The sequence below is a fragment of the Vibrio sp. 10N.222.52.C3 genome, from assembly GCF_041474195.1.
Lineage (GTDB): Bacteria > Pseudomonadota > Gammaproteobacteria > Enterobacterales > Vibrionaceae > Vibrio > Vibrio crassostreae_C.
In genome coordinates, this window is record NZ_JBFRTQ010000040.1 from 1 (window position 1) to 22,567 (window position 22,567).

The following is a 22,567-nucleotide window of genomic DNA, read 5'->3' on the forward strand; positions in this document are numbered from 1 at the left end:
CTTTAACTGATCGGCATTAGAGCACTAGGCTCGGTTTTTTAATAACTGTTGTTACTGTAAAGATTACAGCTCAGCGTTGTGGTAAACCTGCTGAACGTCATCACAGTCGTCAAGCATGTCTAAGAACTTCTGGAACTTCTCAGAATCTTCTTCAGCTACTGGCGTAGTTGTTTGAGGAACGAAAGTGATTTCCTCAACGTCTAGCGTTAGCTCTGGGAACGCAGTGTTTAGTGCAGTCTTCGTTTTGAAGAACTCAGTCGTTGGAGCGAATACAGTGATAACACCGTCTTCTAGCTCAACGTCAGTCACGTCTACGTCTTCCATCATTAGCGTTTCTAGGATGATCTCGTCGTCTTCGCCTTTAAACTGGAATACAGCTTGGTGAGCGAACATGTGAGAAACAGTACCTTCAACACCGATTTTCGCACCAGTCTTAACGAAACATTGGCGAACGTCTTGGAAAGTACGGTTGCCGTTGTCAGTTAGACAGTCAACGATTACGCTTGTGCCACCTGGGCCAAAACCTTCGTAACGAGCTGGTTGGAAGTCTTCACCGCCGCCGCCGTTCGCTTTATCGATCGCTTTGTCGATAACGTGAGCTGGTACTTGGTCTTTCTTCGCTTTAGCAATCAGGTGCTTAAGAGGTAGGTTCATGTCTGGGTCAGAGCTGCCGTTCTTAGCCAGTACGTAAATCTCTTTACCGTATTTAGAATAAACTTTAATTTTTGCGCCTGCAGTTTTCGCCATTGAGGCCTTGCGCACTTCAAAACTTCTTCCCATCGGGATCTTCTCTCTGATTCAATTAACGGTGCAAATTCTAGCAAATTACTGTGTCATTTCAATTCTACAGCACTGCTGGGCAAGGTTTGTCTGCGTTTATGCGACACCCATTACCCGTTTGTATTTTTCTACAGACTGATCAAACCAAGCCTTTTCTTCTGGGTCACCTAGCTTCATTGCTTCTTCAACAATGGCTTCAGGGCCACATTTCGCTTGCTTCAGTTTCCATACAAGAAACGATGCTTGCTTATCCAGTTCGATTTTATTTTTCTCACTGGGTGGAAGGAGTGAAAGGTTGATAGACATTATTAGCCTTCGTCTGTAATACGCTTGGCCGAGAAATATATCATAGAGCAGCCTCATAAAACCAATACTATGAGCAATAGTGGGGGTTGTAGGACGAGAAAGCAGCAAGTCGCTGATGCAGGTCAAGCTAGTTTGGGAAAGTGCGTTTGGCTAAAGAGCCGTTACAAGATAAAAAGTAGAGGGGTAAATGTTATCTTTGTATGGCCAATGCTGCTGCATTTCGAGAAAAGCAGCAGCATAACTAACACGCTTACTCTATATTAGTAAAAGCTTGGCAAGGGAGGTCTAAAGGAACTTCAAAAGTGACTCTATGAGCAATGTTTGATTCATCTAAGTTTTTAATACCGCCTCCGATAGAGAAAACTGATAATTTGGCTTTTGCGCTAGCATCAACATCAGTGCTTTCTTTTACTTGGATTGCTATATCAAATTTAATAGTTTGCTTTGGTGGCTTTTCAGGGTGTACATCAAAACCAACATCAATAAACGTTGCATGAGGATTAACAGTGCCACCTAACGAAGAAACCTCTTGAGCAGCATCATTCACGCCTTTTACTATCTGTACTAACGTCTCTTTAATATACTCATCTAACTGCATCATTTAACTCGATTCATCACGCTTATCAAAGTATCATAATACCAATATAGAACTGCAGTTGCATAACATTATTCTTTTGAGATTTATGAGTTTTTGATACTCTAAATTGAAAGCAGAGCAGGGGGATGTGGTCGCTAATAGCTAGGTCAAACTTACCCTGAGATACATCAAAGGCATAGACCCTATTCCGGCAACAGATAGCGCGTGCTTCTACCACCAGAACCAGATTTAACTAAGCAGCCATGCTCAATCAAAGCGTTCAAATGACGTGTTGCTGTGGCACTACTCACCTTTGCTACTTTCTGATATTGGCTGGCATTGATACCTTCTGAAAAATCACCATCGAGCATCCTATTCAGCACTTTTACTTGCTCTGCTGTAAGCTTGGTTTGGTCGATGCTGCGCCAATAGTTGGTCTTATATACAGTTTGGTCGACCTCAGCGAAAACCCCTGTAAACGTCTCGTCTAACGTATCTAAGAACCACATCAACCATTCGCTAATATCGAGTCCCCCTTTCTGGGTTCGCTCCAATATCTCGTAGTAATGCTTGCGGTTAGCGAGAATTCCCACCGACATCGCATAGAAGCGTACCGACTGCTGCTCGGCCTGTGCTAACGCCAAGTCGGTCAACAATCGAGTAATACGACCATTACCATCATCTAACGGGTGTAAGTTGATAAACCAAAGGTGAGTGATTGCGGCTCGCAATAGAGGATCGAGTGTGGCGTCGGTAAGTGAATCATTAAACCATTTGATAAATGTATCTAGCTCAGCATCAAGAATGTCTCGGCTAGGCGCTTCAAAGTGCACGGTTGGGCGGTCAATTCTTCCTGATACCACTTGCATCGGAGCGTCACCTCGTAGCTGACCTCCAACTACAGGGTTAAACATGGTGTAGCCTTGAGGAAACAGTCTATCGTGCCAATGTAAGATCCTATCAAGCGCTAGTGGCTCTGTTAGGTTCTGCACCGCATCCAACATAATTTCAGCTAGGCCATCGGTTTGTTCTGTCGTTGGAAAAGGTCGATCTTCACTGACACCGAGTTTATTGGCTAAAGAAGACCGGACCGAGAAAGCATTAAGCTTTTCTCCCTCAATCGCACTGGAATGGACTATGTTCGCTAATAAGGTGTCGAGCATGGTTTGGGATTGATCTGCCGACTGTGAGGTAATCTTGCCCAATAGAATGCCCTGATTAAGCCGTACTTCTCTTAACCTCACGCCTATTTTCTGATTATCCCAAACAAAGTTTGGCCAATTATCTTGCTGCCAAATCCACATATTACACCCCATGATGCGAAAGTATCACTTATTCAACTCATACTATGAGCTGTTTAAGGCCATTATTCAACTCACATTATGAGCCGAATAATGAGTTAATCGCATCACAGAGGTTGCAAGAGTAACTCCTAACCTACAAAACTATTCACTCACCGCGAACACATCGCAGCGTGAGGCGCAGATGAAGTCATTTTTGTGCAGGCCTTTGATTGAGTGGCTCCACCAAGTGACGGTGACTTTGCCCCACTCCAATAAGATCGAAGGATGGTGGAACTCTTCTTCTGCCAGTTCTGACACTATGTTGCTGAATGCCCATGCTTGCTTGTAGTTCTTAAACTTGAACACCTTCTCAAGCTGCGGGATGCCGTCTCTTTCGATGATCTGCCAGTCTGACAACTCCAACAGTAAAGATTGTTGTTCATCTTCACTTAGGGCAATCGCGTCGATACTGCAGGCTTCGCATTTTTGTTCATTCAACATGTGTTGGTTCCTTGGGTTCAAAAAGTGGTGGTAGTAACCCCGCATCGATGGCGAGATCAGCTTGCTGTAATAGGTTTTCCTGACTGATTTTAAAGAGCTCAGATAGCTCGTCGATCACGTAATATTTCGGCTGCATGATGTCGATACGATAAGGCGTTCTTAAAACCGTTTGCAGATCGAACCGCTCGCGAACGGCCAAATCCCCTCCCAACGCATACATAGTTTCCGCTGGAGACGAAAGAATGCCACCGCCATAGATTTTCAGTTGTTGGCCTTCTTTTACTAAACCGAACTCAACCGTAAACCAATACAAACGGGCAAGATAAGCGCGCTGTTTAGATGTGGCGGCTTGGCCTAGTTTTCCATAATGCTCAGTGAAAGCCGCGAAATCGGCATTAGTGAGCATGGCACAATGGCCGAAAATTTCATGAAAGAAATCAGGTTCTTGTAAGTAATCGAACTCGTCTCGCGTTCTCAGAAATGTCGCAACTGGGAATTTCTTATTGGCGAGCAAATCAAAGAATCGGTCGAAATCGATCAATGCAGGCACAGGCTGAACTTGCCAACCGGTTGTTTCCATTAGCACTTTATTTATCTCTGGCAGCTGGGGAACTCTGTCTAATGGTAGATCCAGCAAGGTCAAACCGTGCAAATAAGCATCGCATGCGCGGTCATTAATCACGTCCAGTTGCCTTTTCACTAAGTCGTGCCAAATAGCGTCTTCTTCGAGGCTCCACTCAACCCATCCCTCTTGGCTCACGGGCTTAGAATGATATTGAGTCATTACACTCCTCCTTTCGAATGTCTCACTTTAAGCCTATCTCCACTCCTTATAAGCGCCAATTTGCGCGATTTTTCGAAACAAGCGATCGTGTAACATTTTATTTACACAATTCCACCAAGCGCTTATTTTGCTGAACTTTTGACTTTGTAAAACCTAAATACCAGACTGAAAACGTTAACTTTTTGTTAAAGGTAAAGGAATGCACGAAAGCAATAAGCCCATTTGGCAGCCAAGCGAGCAGCGTATCGCCGATGCCAACTTAACCCGATTTATCGATAGCCTTGAACAGTCTGGGTTAAACCTAGATAGGGACGTAAAAAGCTACACCGAACTCCATCAATGGTCTGTGGAACATCCGGAATCATTTTGGCAAAACGTATGGCAGTTTTGTGGAGTAGTCGGCTCACAAGACTCTATTAACAAGGCAGAAAGCGAGACCATCAAAGCTCAAGGTGGGAGCCGCTGGCAGCAGCCTAAATCGAACCGTGATGCGGTTTGGTTTCCCAATGCACAAGTAAACTACGCCGAGAACTTGCTGCGTTTGGCACACACCATGCCTGATGAGCTTGCGATTTGGTTTGAGAATGAACGTGGCGAACAACAGAGTTATACATGGGAAACCCTGTGTGAAGCTGTCTCTAGTGTTCAGCAATGGCTTGTCGATAGCGGAGTGAAACAAGGTGATATAGTTGCTGCGTATACTCCCTATCTGCCACAAACCGTGATAGCCATGCTAGCCGCCACCAGCTTAGGCGCGATTTGGACATCGACCTCGCCTGATTTTGGAGTAGAGAGTGTGATTGAGCGATTCGGACAGGTGAAACCTAAGGTGCTGTTCACCTGTGACGGTTACACCTTCAATGGCAAAACGTTCGATATGGCGGGCAAGAACCGTGAAATCATCGAACACTTAAACGAATTAAAACAGGTGTGTGAGATCGGTTATTTGAAACCGAGTAATGACTTAGAGAAGAGCGATTTAGAGAAGAAAAAAGTTGAACATGATGTGTCGATTCTAAGCTGGCACAGCATCATTAATCACTATCAGACAAAACCTCTTCGATTTACTCGTGTCGGCTTCAATGAACCGTTGTTTGTACTCTACTCTTCCGGCACCACAGGCAAACCCAAATGTATAGTGCATTCTGTCGGTGGCACTACCATCAACCACCTAAAAGAGCATCAGCTTCATTGCGATATTAAACCAAGAGATCGCGTGTTCTACTACACCACTTGTGGTTGGATGATGTGGAACTGGCACGTATCTGCGCTCGCCAGCGGTGCTTGTTTGGTTATCTTTGATGGTAGCCCGGTTTACCCGCAACCTAACGTTCTATGGGATTTAGCGCAGCGTGCTGACGTATCGACATTTGGCACCTCAGCCAAGTACATAGAAGCGATTGAGAAAGCCGAACTCTCACCAATCGACAGCCACTCTCTGCCTCAATTAAGAACACTGTGCTCGACGGGTTCTGTGCTTTACCCAGAGCAGTTCGATTACGTTTACAAGCACATCAAGCAAGACCTGCATTTAGCGTCGATTTCTGGCGGCACGGATATTTGTGGCTGCTTTGTTTTGGGTAACCCAATCTCGCCTGTGTATCGCGGTGAGTGCCAACAGGCCGGGCTCGGCGTCGACATCAAGGTGTTCAATTCGTCTGGTCAAAAGGTCGATCACGAACGTGGCGAATTAGTATGCACCAACTCCCTACCCAACTTCCCCGCTGGCTTTTGGAATGACACCGGAGAGCGCTATCACAGCACCTATTGGGATAGGTTCGACAATGTGTGGCATCACGGTGATGAAGTCGCACAGAGCGAACATGGCGGCTACCTGTTCTACGGGCGAGGCGACACCACACTCAACCCCGGTGGCGTGCGAATTGGTACGGCCGAAATCTATCAGCAAGTGAACACCATTGACGGCATCATCGATTCGATAGCAGTCGGTAAAAACATCGACCGCAATGAACAGGTATGGCTGTTTGTTCAGCTGCAGCAAGGTGTGAGTTTAGATGAAAAGTTACTGACAGCCATCAAAAGCAAACTCAAATCATCCTGCTCGCCAAGGCACGTGCCAAGCCAGATATTTGCGATCAGCGATGTGCCAAAAACACGATCTGGCAAACTGGTGGAGTTGGCTGTGAAACAGGTGATCAATGGCAAAAATGTAGAAAACCTCGGGGCTATCGCTAACGCCGAGGTTTTGGAAGAGATAAAGAGTGTTGTTTCGCTTTAGTGTTCCTATCTCAAAAAATCCAAGCTAGAAGAAAGTAAAGTAACCAGTTATCTATGCGAAACCTGACGAATATCTGAGTTGATGTCATCAATAAGCTGTCTTGCTGATTCATCTCTTTGCTTCACTAATGCAATGAACAGCAAATCAGTAATAATGTTTTGAGCTGTTCGGGATGCTATCGATGAACTTCGGTATTGGCTTTCATCAGCAATCGTATCAAAGGATAAATCCGCGATGCTTCGAAGTTTACTTTTACGAGCGGAGGTAAGAGCGATGACCTTAACACCTTGCTCCTTTGCTGTTTCTGCGGCGATTAACACATCTTTTCTTTCCCCTGAAAACGAAATAACAACTTGGACATCTTGCGGGGTAAGCGTGCGGGCTATCGCTATCTGAACGTGACTGTCTTGTTCTGCTAAAGCGGTAATGCCTAATTTCAGCAATTTAAAGCTAAACTCTTTTGCCGTGAGTGCTGAGCCTCCAATACCCACGACTTGCACTCTATTGGCACCATCTAACAGTCGAATAGCTTCCGTGCAGGTATCAAGTGACAGCGCATTGGTTGTCTGGATCATCGCATCGGTTTTTTCTTGCACAAGCTTTTGAGAAATAACGCTGAATGGGTCATCGGCCAGAATATTACTGTGCAGTGGGGTGGTTTGAATGGCGTGCTTTCGACCTATATCCTCCGTCAGCGCTAACTTGAATTCACTGTAGCCTTTAAAACCAATTCGCTGCGTAAATTTCACGATACTTGATTGACTCACGTTGGTCGCTTGCGCCAGTTCTTGGCTTGTCAATGAGGCTGCCTGTTCCACATTTGATGTTATCCAATCCGCAATTTTTCTCGCATTGGCAGAGAGCTGAGTACGACGGCTGACAATTTTATTCACGACTGACACATTTCACCTCGATTATTTTAGAATAAAATATTCCTAATGAAGAATAATGAATATTCAGTTCAAACCGCCACTTAAGTCGGAATGCCTGGGGTTTAGTATAAATTTATCACAATTATTCCACCTAAATCACCACTTCAGAATAACTCTAACTGTGATATTTATCACTCAAACGGAATATTTTATTCTTTAGTATCGCCCTCAGTTTGTATTGGGTAAGAGAACAAGTAATGAAGATCGATTTGAACCATTTGGTTACAGAGAGCCGCAATCCTGCAAGCGCAGACATTGATAAGCTATCAACAATTGACATGCTAGCCGTCATCAACAAAGAAGACCAACGTGTTGCGTTAGCCGTAGAAGAAGTCCTTCCTCACATTGCAAAAGCTGTTGACGCGATCACAAGTGCTTTTGCAAAAGGTGGCCGATTAATCTACATCGGCGCTGGCACTTCTGGGCGCTTAGGCATTTTAGATGCAAGCGAATGCCCACCGACTTATGGCACGAGCCCTGAACAAGTCATTGGCGTTATTGCTGGCGGGCACCAAGCCATCTTAAAAGCTGTAGAGAACGCGGAAGATGATCCTGCGCTCGCACAAGCAGATTTAAAATCGTTGGCGCTAACAGAGTCAGACGTAGTCGTCGGAATAGCCGCGAGCGGTCGAACTCCATATGTGTTGGGTGGCCTCACCTATGCTCGATTCATCGGAGCGACCACTGTGTCAATTTCATGTAACCCCGGATCTCCAATGGCAAATTCCGAAGACATTGCGATTACTCCAGTTGTCGGCCCTGAAGTGGTGACTGGGTCATCAAGAATGAAGGCCGGTACCGCTCAGAAATTGGTTCTCAATATGTTGACCAGCGGCGCCATGATCCGCAGTGGGAAAGTGTTTGGAAATTTGATGGTTGATGTAGAGGCGACCAACGCCAAACTCGTCCAACGTCAAATCAACATTGTTATTGAAGCAACCGGAGTTGACAGCAAACACGCTGAATATGCGCTTAACGCTTGTAATAACAACTGCAAAACCGCAATTCTCATGATTTTGGCTGGCATCAGCGCCGAAGAAGCCTGTGCACGACTCAATAAAAGCGGTGGTTTCATCCGAACTGCACTCGCCGACGAATAATTAAATTCAGTTATAAAAGGTAATTCAAATGGCAAAAATAACGCCTACCATGATTGAAGCTTTACTGTTGGCCGTTGGCGGCAGTGGCAACATTCGTAAATGTGGGAACTGCATGACCCGCTTACGTTTAGCCCTCGTAGACATCAATCAAGCGTCTCTGGATACCATCAAGAAAACCCCAGGCGTTCTGGGTGTGGTAGAGAGTGACGAACAACTTCAGATCATTCTTGGGCCAGGTAAAGCGCAACAAGCTTCTGAGCTGATGAACAGCTTGATGCTTGAGCAGCCTGAAGCGACCGTAAAACAAACTAATGCAGAGGAAGATTTGTCTACGGTTGCGGCTGAACAAAAAAAGCAAATGAAGAGCAAGCAAACCAGTGGAGTACAGCGATTTCTTAGTAAGTTCGCTACCATCTTTACCCCCTTAATCCCTGGCTTTATCGCGGCGGGTCTGTTGCTTGGTTTTGCAACCTTACTTGAGCAGACCTACATTATCGATCAAGAACCAAGCAAGTCGCTGTTAGACCTTGTTGCCTACATGAAAGTATTTGGTACCGGCCTTTTTGCCTTTTTGAGCATTCTGATTGGCTATAACGCCCAGCAAGCCTTTGGCGGCTCTGGCGTTAACGGGGCGATTCTGGCTTCACTGTTCGTCTTGGGATATGACCCAACCGCCACGTCCGGCGTCTACTCAGGGATGAATGAGTTTTTCGGATTCTCTATCGACCCACGTGGCAACATCATTGGGGTATTACTCGCGGCAATCACCGGTGCTTACGTAGAGAAACTGGTTCGAAAATACATGCCCGATGACCTCGATATGATCCTAACGTCTGTCGTCACGCTTCTCATTATGGGCGCGGTCACCTACTTGTTGATCATGCCGATTGGTGGCGAATTGTTCAAAGGCATGTCTTGGTTATTCCTTAACTTAAACGACAACCCATTTGGTGCCGCTTTACTGGCTGGCCTATTTCTTATCTCTGTCGTGTTTGGTATTCACCAAGGGTTTGTTCCTGTCTATTTTGCACTTATGGAAGCGCAAGGCTTTAACTCTCTGTTCCCAATCTTGGCGATGGCGGGTGGCGGTCAGGTCGGCGCGTCAATGGCGTTGTACTTCAAAGCCCAAAAAGACTCTCTTCTTCGCACTCAAGTCAAAGGGGCTATTGTGCCTGGTTTGTTGGGTATAGGTGAGCCGCTGATTTACGGCGTCACACTTCCACGAGTAAAACCGTTTGTTACCGCTTGTATTGGCGGTGCAGCAGGCGGGTTCTTTATTGGATTGGTCTCTTACTTAGGGATGCCAGTCGGTTTAAATACAGTGTTTGGCCCATCGGGTATCGTCGCTGTGCCATTAATGACTTCTAACAGCGGTATTTTTGCAGGGATGGCGGTGTTTGTTATTGGTCTTCTTATTTCGTATGTCGTGGGTTTCTTTGCTACGTACATGTTTGGTTCCAAAAACGTTGATTTAACTTAGGTAAAAGCAGTGATGAAATTGAATAAGATCATTTTGAGTACAGCAGTATTGTCTGTTGTGGGTTGTTCGAGTGGCATGAATAAATTCAGTAATCAAGACCTAGAGCAGTACCAGCAACAACCAGAAAAATACGCTGAAAGCGTCGTAAGTACGATGAATAACAGAGAGTTAATCGGTCAAACATTGATGATGGATTTTCGCTCGTGGGGCAAAGACCCATACACCGATGAAGAGATCCCTGTAACTCGAATTAACCATGACATAAGCTCGATGATCACCGACTACCATATCGGCGGTGTAATTCTATTTCGCCAAAATCTAGTGAATTCGAATCAAATCGTCGAGTTCACTGATGCCTTGCAAGAGGCGAGCAGTAACCTACCTCTTCTCATCGCGACTGACCAAGAAGGCGGTTACGTCACTCGATTGCAGAATGGCACAGAGATGCCAGGAAACATGGCGCTAGCTGCCTCTGGTGACGCGAACAATGCTTACGTTGCTGGCAAGATTCACGGCTCAGAGCTGTCCGCTTTAGGCATTAACTACAACTTCGGCCCTGTGGTTGATGTCAATGTGAACCAGAACAACCCGATCATTGGTGTGCGCTCGTACAGCAGCAATGTTGATGTGATCAATGAAATGTCTACCGCCTACATGGATGGTATTCATGAAGCTGGCGTGATCAGTGCACTGAAGCACTTTCCTGGGCATGGCAACGTGAGCGTCGATTCACACTACGATTTACCAGAAGTCAGCTACTCACGAGAAGAGTGGGAAGCGATCGACCTCGCTCCATTTAAGTACGCGATTGAGCACGGTACCGATTCCATAATGTCAGCGCACGTGACGCTACCAAGCGTGGATGACACTATGATCCAAGCGACCTTAAGTGACAAAGAAATGCTAATCCCTGCAACGTTCTCCAAACCTATTTTGACTGGGGTTTTACGTGACAAAATTGGCTTTGATGGGCTAATTGTGACCGATGCGCTCGATATGGGGGCCATCGCTGACAACTTTGATCGCAACTACGCAGTTCACGCTTCACTTTACGCCGGTGCTGATATTGCTTTGATGCCGCTTCAAATTACCAACCGAGATGAAATCAAACAGTTGGAAAGCCTATTTGTCTACCTAGAAGACAAAATGGAAACCAATCCAGAGTTCCTTGAGCGTATGAAAGAAGCCGCAACTCGCGCTATAAAGAAAAAGCTTCAAATGGGTCTGATTTACCAAACCACAGACAAACAGTTTGCCATCGACTCAGTAGGCTCTGAAGCGAACAAACTTGAAGAGAAAAAGGTCGCTGATGCATCAATCACGCTTATTGAAAACCAAAATAATGTATTGCCTGTCGATCCAAGTGAAGCCAGCAATATCCTAGTTATTTCTGATGAAGATAGCCGCAATGCACTTGTAACCAAGTACCTGAACGTTGTGAAACAAGAGACAGGTAATCACCCAATGTTCATTAGCGAGCAGAAAGCGGCATTAATGGAAGATAACTTAAATGAAAATGAGCTTCGTAGCACCATTGTAAAGTCCGATCTGATTATCATGTCGACATACAACCTAATGGGCCACGCGGCAAATGCTCAGAAAATCGTAGATATCGCGAACGCTGAAGGCAAAAAACTGGTGATGATTTCAACGCGTAATCCTTACGACATTGCCCATGTAGACGGTGTACAAGCGAACATCGCTATTTACGGTATCACAGGGTTCGACGTGACCAACAATGACCGCAATTCACTTGAAGCAAACATTAGCTCTGGTATTCGCACCTTGTTTTTAAACCCTCAAACGGGACTGCCTCTGAACGCACCAACAGGAACTCTTCCAGTAGATGTAAAAAATGACAACGGTGACGTTATTTACCCATTCGGCCATTCAGTGAACTACCAATAATTCGTCCTAGGAATAATAAAAATGATAAATAAAAAGTCTGGAGCTACCCTACTAGCACTGCTTCTACCTAGTCTCGCGCTTGCGACTGAAGACAACGCCGTAAAAGTTGAAACGGAAGAGCTAACCCAAAACTTTACCTCTGAGTGGAACGTTGCGTCGAACATTTACATGGAAATGGAAAAGTTTGAAGGGCACAGAGACCCTGATGGCAATGCAGTGATAGACAAACTCACCCCAGTCGCACAGCTATTCATTAATAGCCCTAACTCCAAATGGAGCTATTTTCTTGAACATAAAGTGGCGCGCCGTTCGATCACTGAGGATCTAAATAACACAGATAACTCGTTTCAACGAAACCGTACTCAGATTGGTGCGACTCGTAACTTAGTTCGCAACGATGATGTGGTCTTTAATCTGAACGCTACATACCGAAAAGAATCTAACGACTCTGCACCGGGAACAGATGCTCGTGGCAGCCACAACCTGTACTGGATAATGCCTAGTGGTGAGTTTAAGATCACCGATAAACTCTCATTCTCTTACTGGGATGCGTTTTACTACTATGATCGCTTCGTAGGAGAGAACGATTACGAGTGGGAAGCGGAGCATGGTTTTGCGTATAAACACAGTGATAGTTTCACAGCAAAAGTCTACCTATACACCGATTGGACTTGGGATAACGACCAAAACAAGAACTGGGAACAAAACCAGATTCGTGGGTACTTCCCAACTAAAATTAATGACAAATGGAGCGTGATGCCTTATTTCCGCTACTTCATCAACGAGAAAATCTATGATGCGTCAAACAACTACAACGTCGTCAATGAGACAGACGACGGGCTGCGTTTAGGTTTGAATATCGACTATAAACTGAGCCCTAAATCAACGTTGTGGGTAGGTATGGCTTACGAAGAAACCAAGTGGGATGAGTCTAAGTCTGCGGGCCTAACCAGTGGTTCAGACAACAGCCAGAAATTCTATCTAGCTCAAGCGGGTTGGAAGTATAAGTGGTAACAGCTTGATTATATTTTCGATGTAACAACATACCAACCGGAGGCGCGTTCTCCGGTTGGTATACTAATGATCATGACTTCTCCCGTTTCATTGATACTAATCTGCACCAATAAAACTGCACACTCAATCAAGCGACTTTCCAATACGTGAAGATATTCGTATATTGCTAAATGAGCAATCAGGCTAGAACAGAATAGTCCAAAAACGGTTTTGGTAGCGTAAGGGAAAAGTATTTGCGTTTACATCAGTGAATCTACATGGAATCATTCGCATCCGCTTGATTCTCTGGCATCGCCTCAATAAAAGCAGGTAACTGATTACACGCTTCGACAATTGAGTTAATCAGCGGATAAGGCGACATATCAACGCCAAAGCGCAGCGCATTATACACCTGTGGCACCAAGCAAATATCGACAATGCATGGTGAATCGGTGAGGCTATAAACTGAATCAGCGTATGTTTGACGATGCTTAGAAAGCTTCTCTTCTAATGCCGAAAAACCTTGGCTCATCCAATAGTGAAGCCAGTCTATTTTCGCCTCTTGCTCACACGACAACTCTCGCTCCAAATACTGCAACACACGCAGGTTATTCAGAGGGTGAATTTCTATCGCAATATCCTGAGCCATTGCCAACGCTTGATAGCGCAATGGTGTTTGCTCTGGAATCAACAAGGAGTCTGGGCTGCTCTCACACAAATAGTTTTCGTCCAAGTATTGCAAGATCGTCAGCGACTGATTGAGTTGAACTTCACCATCCACCAGCACCGGCACTAATTCACTGGCATTGAGTTCGCGATATTGTGGATCATGCTGCTCGCCGCCATTACGCACCAAATGGACCGATTTAGACTCATAGTTGAGTTGCTTTAGGTTTAATCCAATACGCACCCGATAGGCAGCCGAAGAGCGCCAGTAACCGTAAAGTATAATGTTCTTGTTCACGATGCTCTCGCTCATACTGAAACCCTATTACGTGGATTATAGCGCTCGATACTGGCTCACTTTTTGGTCTATCGCGCCAAAAATGGAATCACCCGCCGCATCAAGCATCTCAAGCTTGATCGAGTCACCAAACGACATGAATTGAGTCGACGGTTTACCATCACGAATCGTCTCTATCATGCGTACTTCAGCAATACATGAATATCCCACACCACCTTCAGAAATCGAGGTGCCATGGTCAGTGCCTTGTTTATTAGAAACCGTGCCTGAACCTATGATCGCGCCCGCCGATAATGGTCGAGTTTTAGCTGCATGCACAACCAACTCTGCAAAATTGAAAGTCATATCTATACCGGCATTCGGACAACCAAAAGGCTGGTCGTTGTAGGTCGATATCAGCGGTAAATGTACCTTGCTGCCTTTCCACTGTTCGCCAAGCTCGTCAGGTGTGACTGCGACCGGGGAGAACGCCGAAGAAGGCTTAGACTGGAAAAAGCCAAAGCCTTTCGCGAGCTCTGCTGGAATCAAGCCACGCAGTGACACATCGTTCACCAACATCAGTAAACGAATCGAATCATGCGCTTGCTTGGCGCTGGCTCCCATTGGCACATCTCCGGTAACAACCGCAACTTCACCCTCGAAATCAATACCCCATTCGTCGCTGGCAAACTCAATATTGTCACGCGGCCCGATAAACGCATCTGAGCCGCCTTGGTACATGAGTGGATCAACCCAGAAGCTTTCTGGCATTTCAGCACCACGAGCCTTACGCACCAGTTCAACGTGGTTTACATAAGCGCTGCCGTCTGCCCATTGATAAGCGCGTGGAAGAGGCGATTCACAATACTGAGGTGCAAACACTTCACTGCCTGTGACATGTCCGTTGTTTAACGAGGTGTATAACTCTTCTAACTGAGGTGCAACGCTGTCCCAGTTATCCAATGCTACCTGCATGGTTGGCGCTAGATGCATCGCATGAAAAATTTCGGTGGCAGCTACACATTGTTTAAGATCTTTACTTACGACCATCAATAGACCGTCGCGAGTGCCATTTTTCTTGGTTGCTAATTTCATCCTTGTCCCTTACTTCTTATCGTCAGCCATGGTTTGAGAACCTGTCTCTTGCAAACCCGTGTCTTGCCAACTGTAGACATATTCTTTGTTCTCAACGCTATCGAGTTCACCAGAGAACTGCAGCGCATGGCGAGTATCGATCATCACCGCGACTTCATCGGTGAACTTTTTCTTATGCGCTTGCCCAGCCTTAAAGGCTTTAGGATGAGGCCCATGAGTGAAGCCCGCCGGGTGGAAAGTCACCATACCCGCTTCAATATTATCGCGGCTAAAGAAGTCACCTGCGTGATAGAACAGCACTTCGTCGTAGTCATCATTGTTGTGATAGAACGGCACTTTCAACGCACCTGGATCGCTCTCAATCGGGCGTGGCACAAAGGTACACACTACAAAGCCTGCGCCAACAAAGGTCGTATGCGCAGACGGTGGCAAGTGGTAACGATGTGACATCAGCGGTCTGATATCGCGCCAATTCACTTTCACCACAGCCAAATCCCCATGCCAACCAATCGCGTCTAAAGGATTGAACGGATAAGTGATCACACTGACTTTGTCGTGGCGTTTCACCTGAACTTGGGTTTGATCTTCGGAGTACTGAGCGCGGAATTGATCGTTGATCGACGGGATTTCAAGAACCGCTGGATCAAACACCGCGTGATTGCCGACCATGCCCTTCTCAGGCAAGGAATAAGCCGCGTCGGTGTTCTCAATCATCAAGATGAACATCGGCTCACTTGGCTCCAAGCGCCAATTGGTTGAGCGCGGGATCATCACGTAATCCCCTTCACTCACCTCTAAATGACCATAGTCGCAATAGAGATCTGCCCTACCTTGGTGAATGAACAGCAGCTCATCACCGTCAGAATTACGCACCAAGAAATCCATCTTCTCATCCATGCGCCACACACGGATTTTGCAGTCCGCATTGTGCAAAAGATGAGGCACCGCCCAAGGGGTTATCTGGCTAGCTTTCTCCACCAGCGTAAAATCAAAAGCGCGAGGACGTAAATCACCCTCCCACTCCGACCAACCTGTTGGGGCATGCTGGTGATGAAAGTGAGCGGCAGGGCCAAAGAATCCACTTCGGCCCGCTTCTCGCTCATAAATTGCCTCTTCGGGGAAGTCGGCGTGCGCTTGTTTAGAGCACACCCCCTCCCGATGAGGAAACGAGATCCATTTATGCATCGTCTAATACTCCTCGACGAATCTGGTCCTCTTCAATCGATTCAAACAGCGCCTTGAAGTTACCTTCACCAAAGCCTTCGTTGCCTTTACGCTGAATGATTTCAAAGAACACAGGCCCAATTACCGTCTGTGTGAAAATTTGCAGCAAGATGCCGTCTTTGGTCGGCGCGCCATCAATCAGAACCCGTAAATCGCGCAGCAGATCGGTGTCTTCACCGTGGCCCTTCACACGCTCGTCGACTTTCTCGTAATAGGTATCTGGGGTTGGCATAAAGTCCATGCCGCGATCACGCAGGGTTTTCACGGTTTTGTAGATGTCATCCGTTGCGAGCGCGATGTGTTGGATGCCTTCGCCGTTGTATTCGCGGATGAACTCTTCGATTTGTGATTTGTCGTCTGAAGACTCATTGATAGGGATGCGGATTTTGCCACATGGCGAGGTCATAGCTCTGCTCACAAGGCCTGTCAGCTTGCCTTCAATGTCGAAGTAGCGAATCTCGCGGAAGTTACCGATGCGCTCATAAAACCCAGACCAAACATCCATATTGCCTTGTTTCACGTTGTGCGTGAGATGGTCGATTTCATACAAGCCAACATTGGCTTCGGCCATGCGCTGTTCCGCATCGTCATAGAATCGGAAATCGACGTCATAGATGCTCTGCTTGCCATAACGATCCACAAAATAGAGCAGGCTTTCACCGATGCCGTAAATGGCAGGAATGCTCAGCTCCATCGGTCCAATTTCTGTTTTATACTCTTCGCCACCGCCGCTGAAAGCTTGTGTCATTGCCGCAGTTGCATCGTTAACACGAAAAGCCATGCCACACACCGATGGGCCGTGAACTTTAGCGAACGCTTCCGCTTGGCTGTGTGGCTGCTCATTGACGATAAAGTTGATGTCACCTTGTCGATACAGCCAAGCCTCTTTTGAGCGATGCTTGGCGACCTCAGCAAAACCAAGTGACACAAACAGTGCTTTAAGTTGCTCAATTCCCTTGTGGTCAACGGCCGTGTATTCAACAAACTCGAATCCATCCGTGCCAAGCGGGTTGTATGTATCCACCATGAACTTTCTCCTTGTACCTATTGGTTTTGTATTACGTGTTTTTTGTCCTTAATTAAATTTGGCCCACAAGCGGAAAGATTGGAATGCATCGAAGGAAATGGGCAATAACGCTAAAAACCCGTCAAATTGTAAAATAATTGTTACGCACAAACCCTCACAACAGGAAAGTGAGTGCTATCAAGGGATTGAAGAGTGGTGGTTTGATTTACAGCAAAGCAAGAGATGTTACTTAATTGTTACAAGTGATTTTTTTGGCTAAAGCAGAAAGAGATAAGTGTATGTTGAACGTAAAAAGAGCATCACAAAACAGGTGATGCTCTTTTAAAAAGCTTCATATCCCAGCGGTATTCTTATGGGACGAAGTATCAAACCTAACCCATTACTTTAATGGTTGACGGTCAAATAGAGGTTGTTTCTCTCGTGAGCACGTCATCAATTTAGGCAATCACAGAACGAGACTTTTTCAAGCGAACTGAAAGCACGGACATTAAACTGATAAGCACCAATAGCCCGGTACCGGCACCACTACGTTCAACATCTTCAGCGCTATCATCACTTCTTTCAGCAATGTCTTCACTTGTTGCTCCAGATATCGGGATAAGTTTTACAGCCACCACCCTCTCGTCACCTACTCCATCATTACAATAAGCAAAGTGTGCGGTTGAATCATAAGCCATAGAAGAGGAGCTACTTTCACTCGCAAAACATTGTATTGCCGTCCCTGAGATAACACCCGCGTCATTAATGTCGGTTGCGTCCAATATTCTAAAGTGGTTGTTGGCATCACTGTCGTCACCACCGTTAGTTAGGTCGTCTAACCACCAAGCTTGATCATTATATCTTGCACGTCTATCAGCATCGGTACCAGTGTCGTTATAAGGGAAAATGAAGCCGCGATGCCTTCTTTCATGTCCGTCTACTTCAGCGTGAGTTTCGGCGTCAACATAGCCAACGATTTCATTGTAGCTGTTGATCTCACTTGCTTTTCCCTCTGCACTGTCAAAGAAAATGTCTTCACCTAAACTTGCGAAGAATGTGGCTGTTGGCGTTGTGTCATTCGCATCAGCGACGAACATACGATTATCAGACACACGATCCGACGGATAATCACCATCTCTTTTTGCATAACCAATAACCATCATGTTTTCATTAATGTCTGTTGCGACAGAATTACTGTGAATGTATGAATCACTCACTTCTACCGTCGCATTAGCGATAAATGTAGTCGTCCAAGCATTTTCCGAAACGCTGAAATTTGACGTACTGCTTGGCCTAAACACAGCAGCCTGCATAAGAAAGTTATCTGAATCATCTAGTTCCGTATTGTAACCAACTAAAACAGGATAAGAGCTATAGGTCCCTCTAGACGAAATCGTTGCAGCCCTCACACTCGCTTGTGCTGAAGCTTCATCATCGTTGTAAGAGTAATAGGTCGAACTGGTTTCCCAATCGGATACTGCAAAACGGTTTCCATCATCATTGGGACCATTCGCATCGGTTATATTCCAGACAAAAGCTCGATTAGCAAAAGCAAAGTTCTGACACTCTGGATATAAAGCAGGCTCAATATCTTCATCGATACAATTATCTAGATCCTCAGCATCACTGTCGGATGTGTACGGAGAGTCATAATCTTTGTATCCATCACTGTAATAAAAAGTCGCAACGGACGCGCTTCCGACCACATAGCTTTCCCCTCCATAACTGAAAGAGTCAAAAGCCATCGTTCTTCCCATTTGGGATATTATATTCGCTTCGCCGTCAGCATCGCTGATCGTAATGCTGGTATCGGCTTCAGGTTGGAGAACCGTAAATTCAGTGCCTGTATCGTAGTAACCACGCTGCCTATACAAGTGAATATATTGGTTGTTATAACTGTAGTAACCACTGCTGGTGTTACCAAGAACAAAACCATTCTCGTCAACTTTAGTGATGACCTTCTCCTCTGTTCCATCAACAAAGGAATAACTATAACTGCTCACATCAGGTGGGTTGCTGCCAACATCTGGGATCTCGCTTAGCGAAGAAGAATCATAAAAAGCCGTGGAATTGGTCTGATAGCTCAGCCCGTAATACGCATCACGCTCATTTTTCAAGCCTCCAATGCCCGCATCATCATCGCCATACCACAATAAAGAACTCCAAGCTTCACAAGTCGCGTAGCCAAGTTCGCTCGTGCAGTAGCTATAGATATCGTCATAATCCAAATAGTAGAACGTGTTATCGATACCAAAGGGGACCTCCTCTTTAAAGGAAAAACCTGGTTCTGCATTTTGAGCTTCCCCTGCGAATGCGTAATCGGTGTCACCACAACTGGTACTAAAGCAATCCGTTGTACCAAGCTCTGGTTCAACTGCAACCCCATACACCGATTCCGTTTCTACTGGTGATTCCTCCAAAACCACCCTATAAAGAGCAGCGTTACTATAAGAAGCAACCAACAACGTAGAAGAGACAACGACTGATTTTTTTACCATTGCCTTCATTCTACGGCTCCTAAAAAATAATCCATTTCAATACCAACGATAGCTTTCTGCCTTTATTGCTAAAGGCATTAAATTCATGAGTTCAATAATGGACTAGGATAAAAATAGAAAATGTGGAAACTATGTAGAAACAATGGAGGTTTAAACAACCTGACTTGATGGGCTGATGAACTGATGCCCTATTAAAGTTAAACGCTAACTTTCATCTCCTAGATTTATCCATTTTCTCTGCTAATTTGATCGCTAACCTATTTGCGTCAAAGAAATACACTTATATTTGGTTACGAATAGGAATTAAATTATGAAAAAAATCACGACAGCATTACTTTTACTGACATCGACATTCGCGCTTCAAGCGTGTGCTGAAAGCCGTGAAGGTCCAAGAGAAATGCCAAGTTTTGAAGAAATGGATGCAAACGGTGATGGCGAGTTACAATTAGAAGAGCTCAGAGGTCCACTCGCCGATGACTTTGACAAACTAGACGCAGATGGAAGCGGTGGTCTATCGGAAGAGGAAGTTCCGCCGCCACCACCAAGACGTCAATAATTGTTAGAGGGTTATCCAAAAATAGTGATAATTCAATGCGAGCTGATGGGGTATAGCACCCTGTCAGCTCGCTATTCGTTTCTAACAAAAAGATGCTTATACATGGCCTAAGATGAATAAAGAAATCAATGTCCACATTTCCCACACGATTGGTGACTAATATTGGTTTAACTCACTTTTGTCTTAATTCATTTTACTGTCCTAATTCACTTTAACTTCTGGAGAGAACGTGCGCATATCAATTTTCACTAAACTGTTTGTTTCAATACTAATGGTATGCGTGACCATGCTCTTTGTACTGACCTATTTTATTAACTCCAGTTTTCAAAGAGGGCTCCAAGATTTCACAAATAATAATGAGATTGCCCTAGCTCAAGAACTCGCCAATAACTTAAAGCAATATTACTCACCTTCCGAAAAGTGGAGGCGGCTAGAACGTGAACCACATTTAATCGCCAGCAGCATTGGTGGCCCCTCACGACCACATGCTCGTGACAGACACCCATCGCCACCACCATTAAGAGAGCCGGAAGCGCCAGATCTTCAACCTATTTGGCAACGACTCAACATTTTAGATCAAAACGGGCGAGCTATAATTGGACCTCCTGAAAACCTACATCACCTTGAAGATGGTCAGCATCAAGCACTAGTCGAAATAACACGGGATGATCAAGTGATTGGGTATATCTCCATCGTCCAGATGGATGAAATATCAGGGCCTTTGGCAGAAAGCTTTTTCAAACAACAAACGACGCATGTAAGCACTATCGCTTCGATTACCGTGTTGCTTTCATTCCTTATCGCTTTATTTCTTGTTAGGCGATTTTTGAAACCATTGCGTGCTTTGTCGAAAGGTGCCAAATCTATCGAAAATGGCGATCTCGATTTCTACATTGAAAAAAGCGGCAATGATGAATTGTCCGATCTCATCGGAATATTCAACGGTGTAGTCGAAACACTAAGAAAACAGAAAACACTTAGAGAACAGTGGTTATCGGATATTTCACATGAACTTAGAACGCCTATCACCGTGCTAAGAAGTGAACTAGAAGCGCTACAAGACGGTATCCGATCTCCTGAGCCAAAATACATCGACTCGTTACATCAACAAATCATCACGTTGGGTCAACTCGTTGAGGATCTTCACCAACTCTCCCTGTATGACATCGGATTTAACCTCAATGTTAAAAACAACGTTGATATACATAAACTGATTGATTCTGTGATCGTTCAAAACTCGATCCGTTTAGAACAAAAAAACATCACATTAACAAAGCACTATGACCATTCAGCCCCACTGTTTACCTCGTGTGATGAGAGATTACTGACACAACTGTTTGTGAATCTGTTGGAAAATAGCGCACGATACACTAGCGATAATGGGCATGTATCGATAGATGTTACCGACATTAGTGATAGTATTATTATCAACGTTGAAGACAGTGATCCAGGTGTACCTGATGCATCACTTCCGCGTTTGTTTGAGAGGCTTTACCGCGTTGATAAATCGCGCAGTCGCTCAAGTGGCGGTTCTGGGCTTGGCTTATCTATCTGTAAAAATATCGTTGAAGCGCACCAAGGACACATTACTGCCGACCACTCAGAATTGGGTGGACTACGAATCATCATAGCGTTACCAAAGGAAATAAAATCGTGATTTTAGTCGTCGAAGATGAGCCTGCATTAGCAAGTGTACTGTGTGAGTACTTAGAGCACTCTGGCCTTGAAAGTCATCATATTATCGATGGTAACCTTGTCATTGACTGGGTAAAGCAAGCATCGCCTAAACTCATTATTCTCGACCTCATGCTACCCAATCGAGACGGGTTGGATATTTATCGAGAGCTGAGAACGTTCAGTGACATCCCAGTGGTTATGGCGACAGCCAAGGTCGAAGAGATCGATCGACTCGTTGGGCTTGAATTGGGTGCAGATGATTATATATGTAAGCCGTACAGCCCGAGAGAAGTAGTCGTGAGGGTGAAAAATATTTTGCGCCGTTCCAACAAGCCCCAAGCCACGTCAGCAACGAACGCCATTGATATTGATGAATTGAGTATGACCGCCGTCCTATGTGGTATTAAGCTAAGTTTAACGCCAGCTGAGTTTCGGCTTTTGCACCTTCTTTATCAAAATGTTGGCCGCATTTATAGTCGCGATCAATTGATTGATAAAATCTACGACGATAGAAGAGTGGTCAGTGATCGCACTATCGATAGCCATATCAAAAACTTACGCAAAAAAATGGTCTCGATAAATGAAAAATGTGACTACATCAAATCCATTTACGGGATAGGTTACAAACTAGAAATAGAATAATACGAATCAAAAAGCCGCTTTCATTGAAGTGACCCCGTAAAGT

20 protein-coding genes are annotated in these 22,567 nt (G+C 45.2%); 8 read left to right on the forward strand and 12 right to left on the reverse strand.

Annotated elements, in window-relative coordinates; all coding sequences use genetic code 11:
* Positions 1-63 precede the first annotated feature (63 nt).
* The 6 genes from AB4517_RS07755 to phhA form a co-directional block, all read right to left on the reverse strand.
* Entirely contained in the window at positions 64-780 is a 717-nt protein-coding gene (locus AB4517_RS07755) for a YebC/PmpR family DNA-binding transcriptional regulator (protein ID WP_017057670.1), read from the reverse strand.
* Between the two features lie 96 nt (positions 781-876).
* The gene (locus AB4517_RS07760; protein ID WP_004732615.1) at positions 877-1,086 is read right to left on the reverse strand and encodes a DUF3283 family protein; all 210 of its coding nucleotides are present in this window, start codon (positions 1,084-1,086) and stop codon (positions 877-879) included.
* A 250-nt stretch (positions 1,087-1,336) separates the two neighbouring features.
* Positions 1,337-1,687, reverse strand: coding sequence for a hypothetical protein (locus AB4517_RS07765; protein ID WP_229647570.1), 351 nt, complete (start codon positions 1,685-1,687; stop codon positions 1,337-1,339).
* A gap of 179 nt (positions 1,688-1,866) precedes the next feature.
* Complete coding sequence (locus AB4517_RS07770; RefSeq protein WP_372148150.1) at positions 1,867-2,967, reverse strand: Fic family protein; 1,101 nt, start codon at positions 2,965-2,967, stop codon at positions 1,867-1,869.
* A 141-nt stretch (positions 2,968-3,108) separates the two neighbouring features.
* Positions 3,109-3,447 (reverse strand): 4a-hydroxytetrahydrobiopterin dehydratase, encoded by a 339-nt coding sequence (locus tag AB4517_RS07775; RefSeq protein ID WP_017065112.1) that lies wholly within the window; start codon positions 3,445-3,447, stop codon positions 3,109-3,111.
* Positions 3,437-4,231 carry a phenylalanine 4-monooxygenase gene (gene phhA / locus AB4517_RS07780; RefSeq protein ID WP_017065113.1) on the reverse strand — a complete coding sequence of 265 codons (795 nt, stop codon included), beginning with the start codon at positions 4,229-4,231 and terminating at the stop codon, positions 3,437-3,439. The genes AB4517_RS07775 and phhA overlap by 11 nt, the downstream gene beginning before the upstream one ends.
* Before the next feature lie 199 nt (positions 4,232-4,430).
* Between phhA and AB4517_RS07785 the strand changes: the two genes are divergently transcribed.
* Positions 4,431-6,470 (forward strand): acetoacetate--CoA ligase, encoded by a 2,040-nt coding sequence (locus AB4517_RS07785; protein ID WP_102332319.1) that lies wholly within the window; start codon positions 4,431-4,433, stop codon positions 6,468-6,470.
* 47 nt (positions 6,471-6,517) lie between these two features.
* Here AB4517_RS07785 and AB4517_RS07790 read toward each other — a convergent pair whose 3' ends face one another.
* The gene (locus tag AB4517_RS07790) at positions 6,518-7,372 is read right to left on the reverse strand and encodes an SIS domain-containing protein (RefSeq protein ID WP_017065115.1); all 855 of its coding nucleotides are present in this window, start codon (positions 7,370-7,372) and stop codon (positions 6,518-6,520) included.
* Between the two features lie 227 nt (positions 7,373-7,599).
* On the opposite strand from AB4517_RS07790, the gene murQ reads away from it, so the two are divergent.
* The 4 genes from murQ to AB4517_RS07810 are packed head-to-tail and all read left to right on the forward strand — an operon-like array spanning position 7,600 to position 12,904.
* Entirely contained in the window at positions 7,600-8,502 is a 903-nt protein-coding gene (gene murQ / locus AB4517_RS07795) for an N-acetylmuramic acid 6-phosphate etherase (protein WP_371720760.1), read from the forward strand.
* A gap of 28 nt (positions 8,503-8,530) precedes the next feature.
* On the forward strand, positions 8,531-9,982 hold the full coding sequence (gene murP, locus AB4517_RS07800) for a PTS N-acetylmuramic acid transporter subunit IIBC (protein ID WP_017065117.1): 1,452 nt from the start codon (positions 8,531-8,533) through the stop codon (positions 9,980-9,982).
* A 12-nt stretch (positions 9,983-9,994) separates the two neighbouring features.
* Entirely contained in the window at positions 9,995-11,890 is a 1,896-nt protein-coding gene (locus AB4517_RS07805; RefSeq protein WP_372148154.1) for a glycoside hydrolase family 3 protein, read from the forward strand.
* Positions 11,891-11,911: 21 nt separating this feature from the next.
* A complete protein-coding gene (locus tag AB4517_RS07810) occupies positions 11,912-12,904 on the forward strand; it encodes an OmpG family monomeric porin (protein ID WP_136982537.1) in 993 nt (330 codons plus the stop codon).
* 253 nt (positions 12,905-13,157) lie between these two features.
* On the opposite strand, the gene maiA is transcribed toward AB4517_RS07810, so the two are convergent.
* From maiA to AB4517_RS07835, 5 genes are all read right to left on the reverse strand, one after another.
* Entirely contained in the window at positions 13,158-13,862 is a 705-nt protein-coding gene (maiA, locus tag AB4517_RS07815) for a maleylacetoacetate isomerase (RefSeq protein ID WP_372073613.1), read from the reverse strand.
* Positions 13,863-13,883: 21 nt separating this feature from the next.
* Positions 13,884-14,921, reverse strand: a complete 1,038-nt coding sequence (locus AB4517_RS07820) for a fumarylacetoacetate hydrolase family protein (protein WP_102332322.1) — start codon at positions 14,919-14,921, stop codon at positions 13,884-13,886.
* 9 nt (positions 14,922-14,930) lie between these two features.
* Positions 14,931-16,106 carry a homogentisate 1,2-dioxygenase gene (locus AB4517_RS07825; RefSeq protein WP_372148151.1) on the reverse strand — a complete coding sequence of 392 codons (1,176 nt, stop codon included), beginning with the start codon at positions 16,104-16,106 and terminating at the stop codon, positions 14,931-14,933.
* Complete coding sequence (gene hppD, locus AB4517_RS07830; RefSeq protein WP_372148152.1) at positions 16,099-17,172, reverse strand: 4-hydroxyphenylpyruvate dioxygenase; 1,074 nt, start codon at positions 17,170-17,172, stop codon at positions 16,099-16,101. Before hppD ends, AB4517_RS07825 begins: the two co-directional genes overlap by 8 nt.
* 437 nt (positions 17,173-17,609) lie before the next feature.
* Positions 17,610-19,658 carry a DUF3466 family protein gene (locus AB4517_RS07835; protein WP_372148153.1) on the reverse strand — a complete coding sequence of 683 codons (2,049 nt, stop codon included), beginning with the start codon at positions 19,656-19,658 and terminating at the stop codon, positions 17,610-17,612.
* Between the two features lie 301 nt (positions 19,659-19,959).
* On the opposite strand from AB4517_RS07835, the gene AB4517_RS07840 reads away from it, so the two are divergent.
* From AB4517_RS07840 to AB4517_RS07850, 3 genes are all read left to right on the forward strand, one after another.
* Positions 19,960-20,205 (forward strand): hypothetical protein, encoded by a 246-nt coding sequence (locus AB4517_RS07840; protein WP_010432281.1) that lies wholly within the window; start codon positions 19,960-19,962, stop codon positions 20,203-20,205.
* A gap of 286 nt (positions 20,206-20,491) precedes the next feature.
* A complete protein-coding gene (locus AB4517_RS07845; protein WP_372133762.1) occupies positions 20,492-21,862 on the forward strand; it encodes an ATP-binding protein in 1,371 nt (456 codons plus the stop codon).
* The gene (locus tag AB4517_RS07850) at positions 21,859-22,524 is read left to right on the forward strand and encodes a response regulator (RefSeq protein WP_010432275.1); all 666 of its coding nucleotides are present in this window, start codon (positions 21,859-21,861) and stop codon (positions 22,522-22,524) included. Before AB4517_RS07845 ends, AB4517_RS07850 begins: the two co-directional genes overlap by 4 nt.
* Positions 22,525-22,567: the final 43 nt, after the last annotated feature.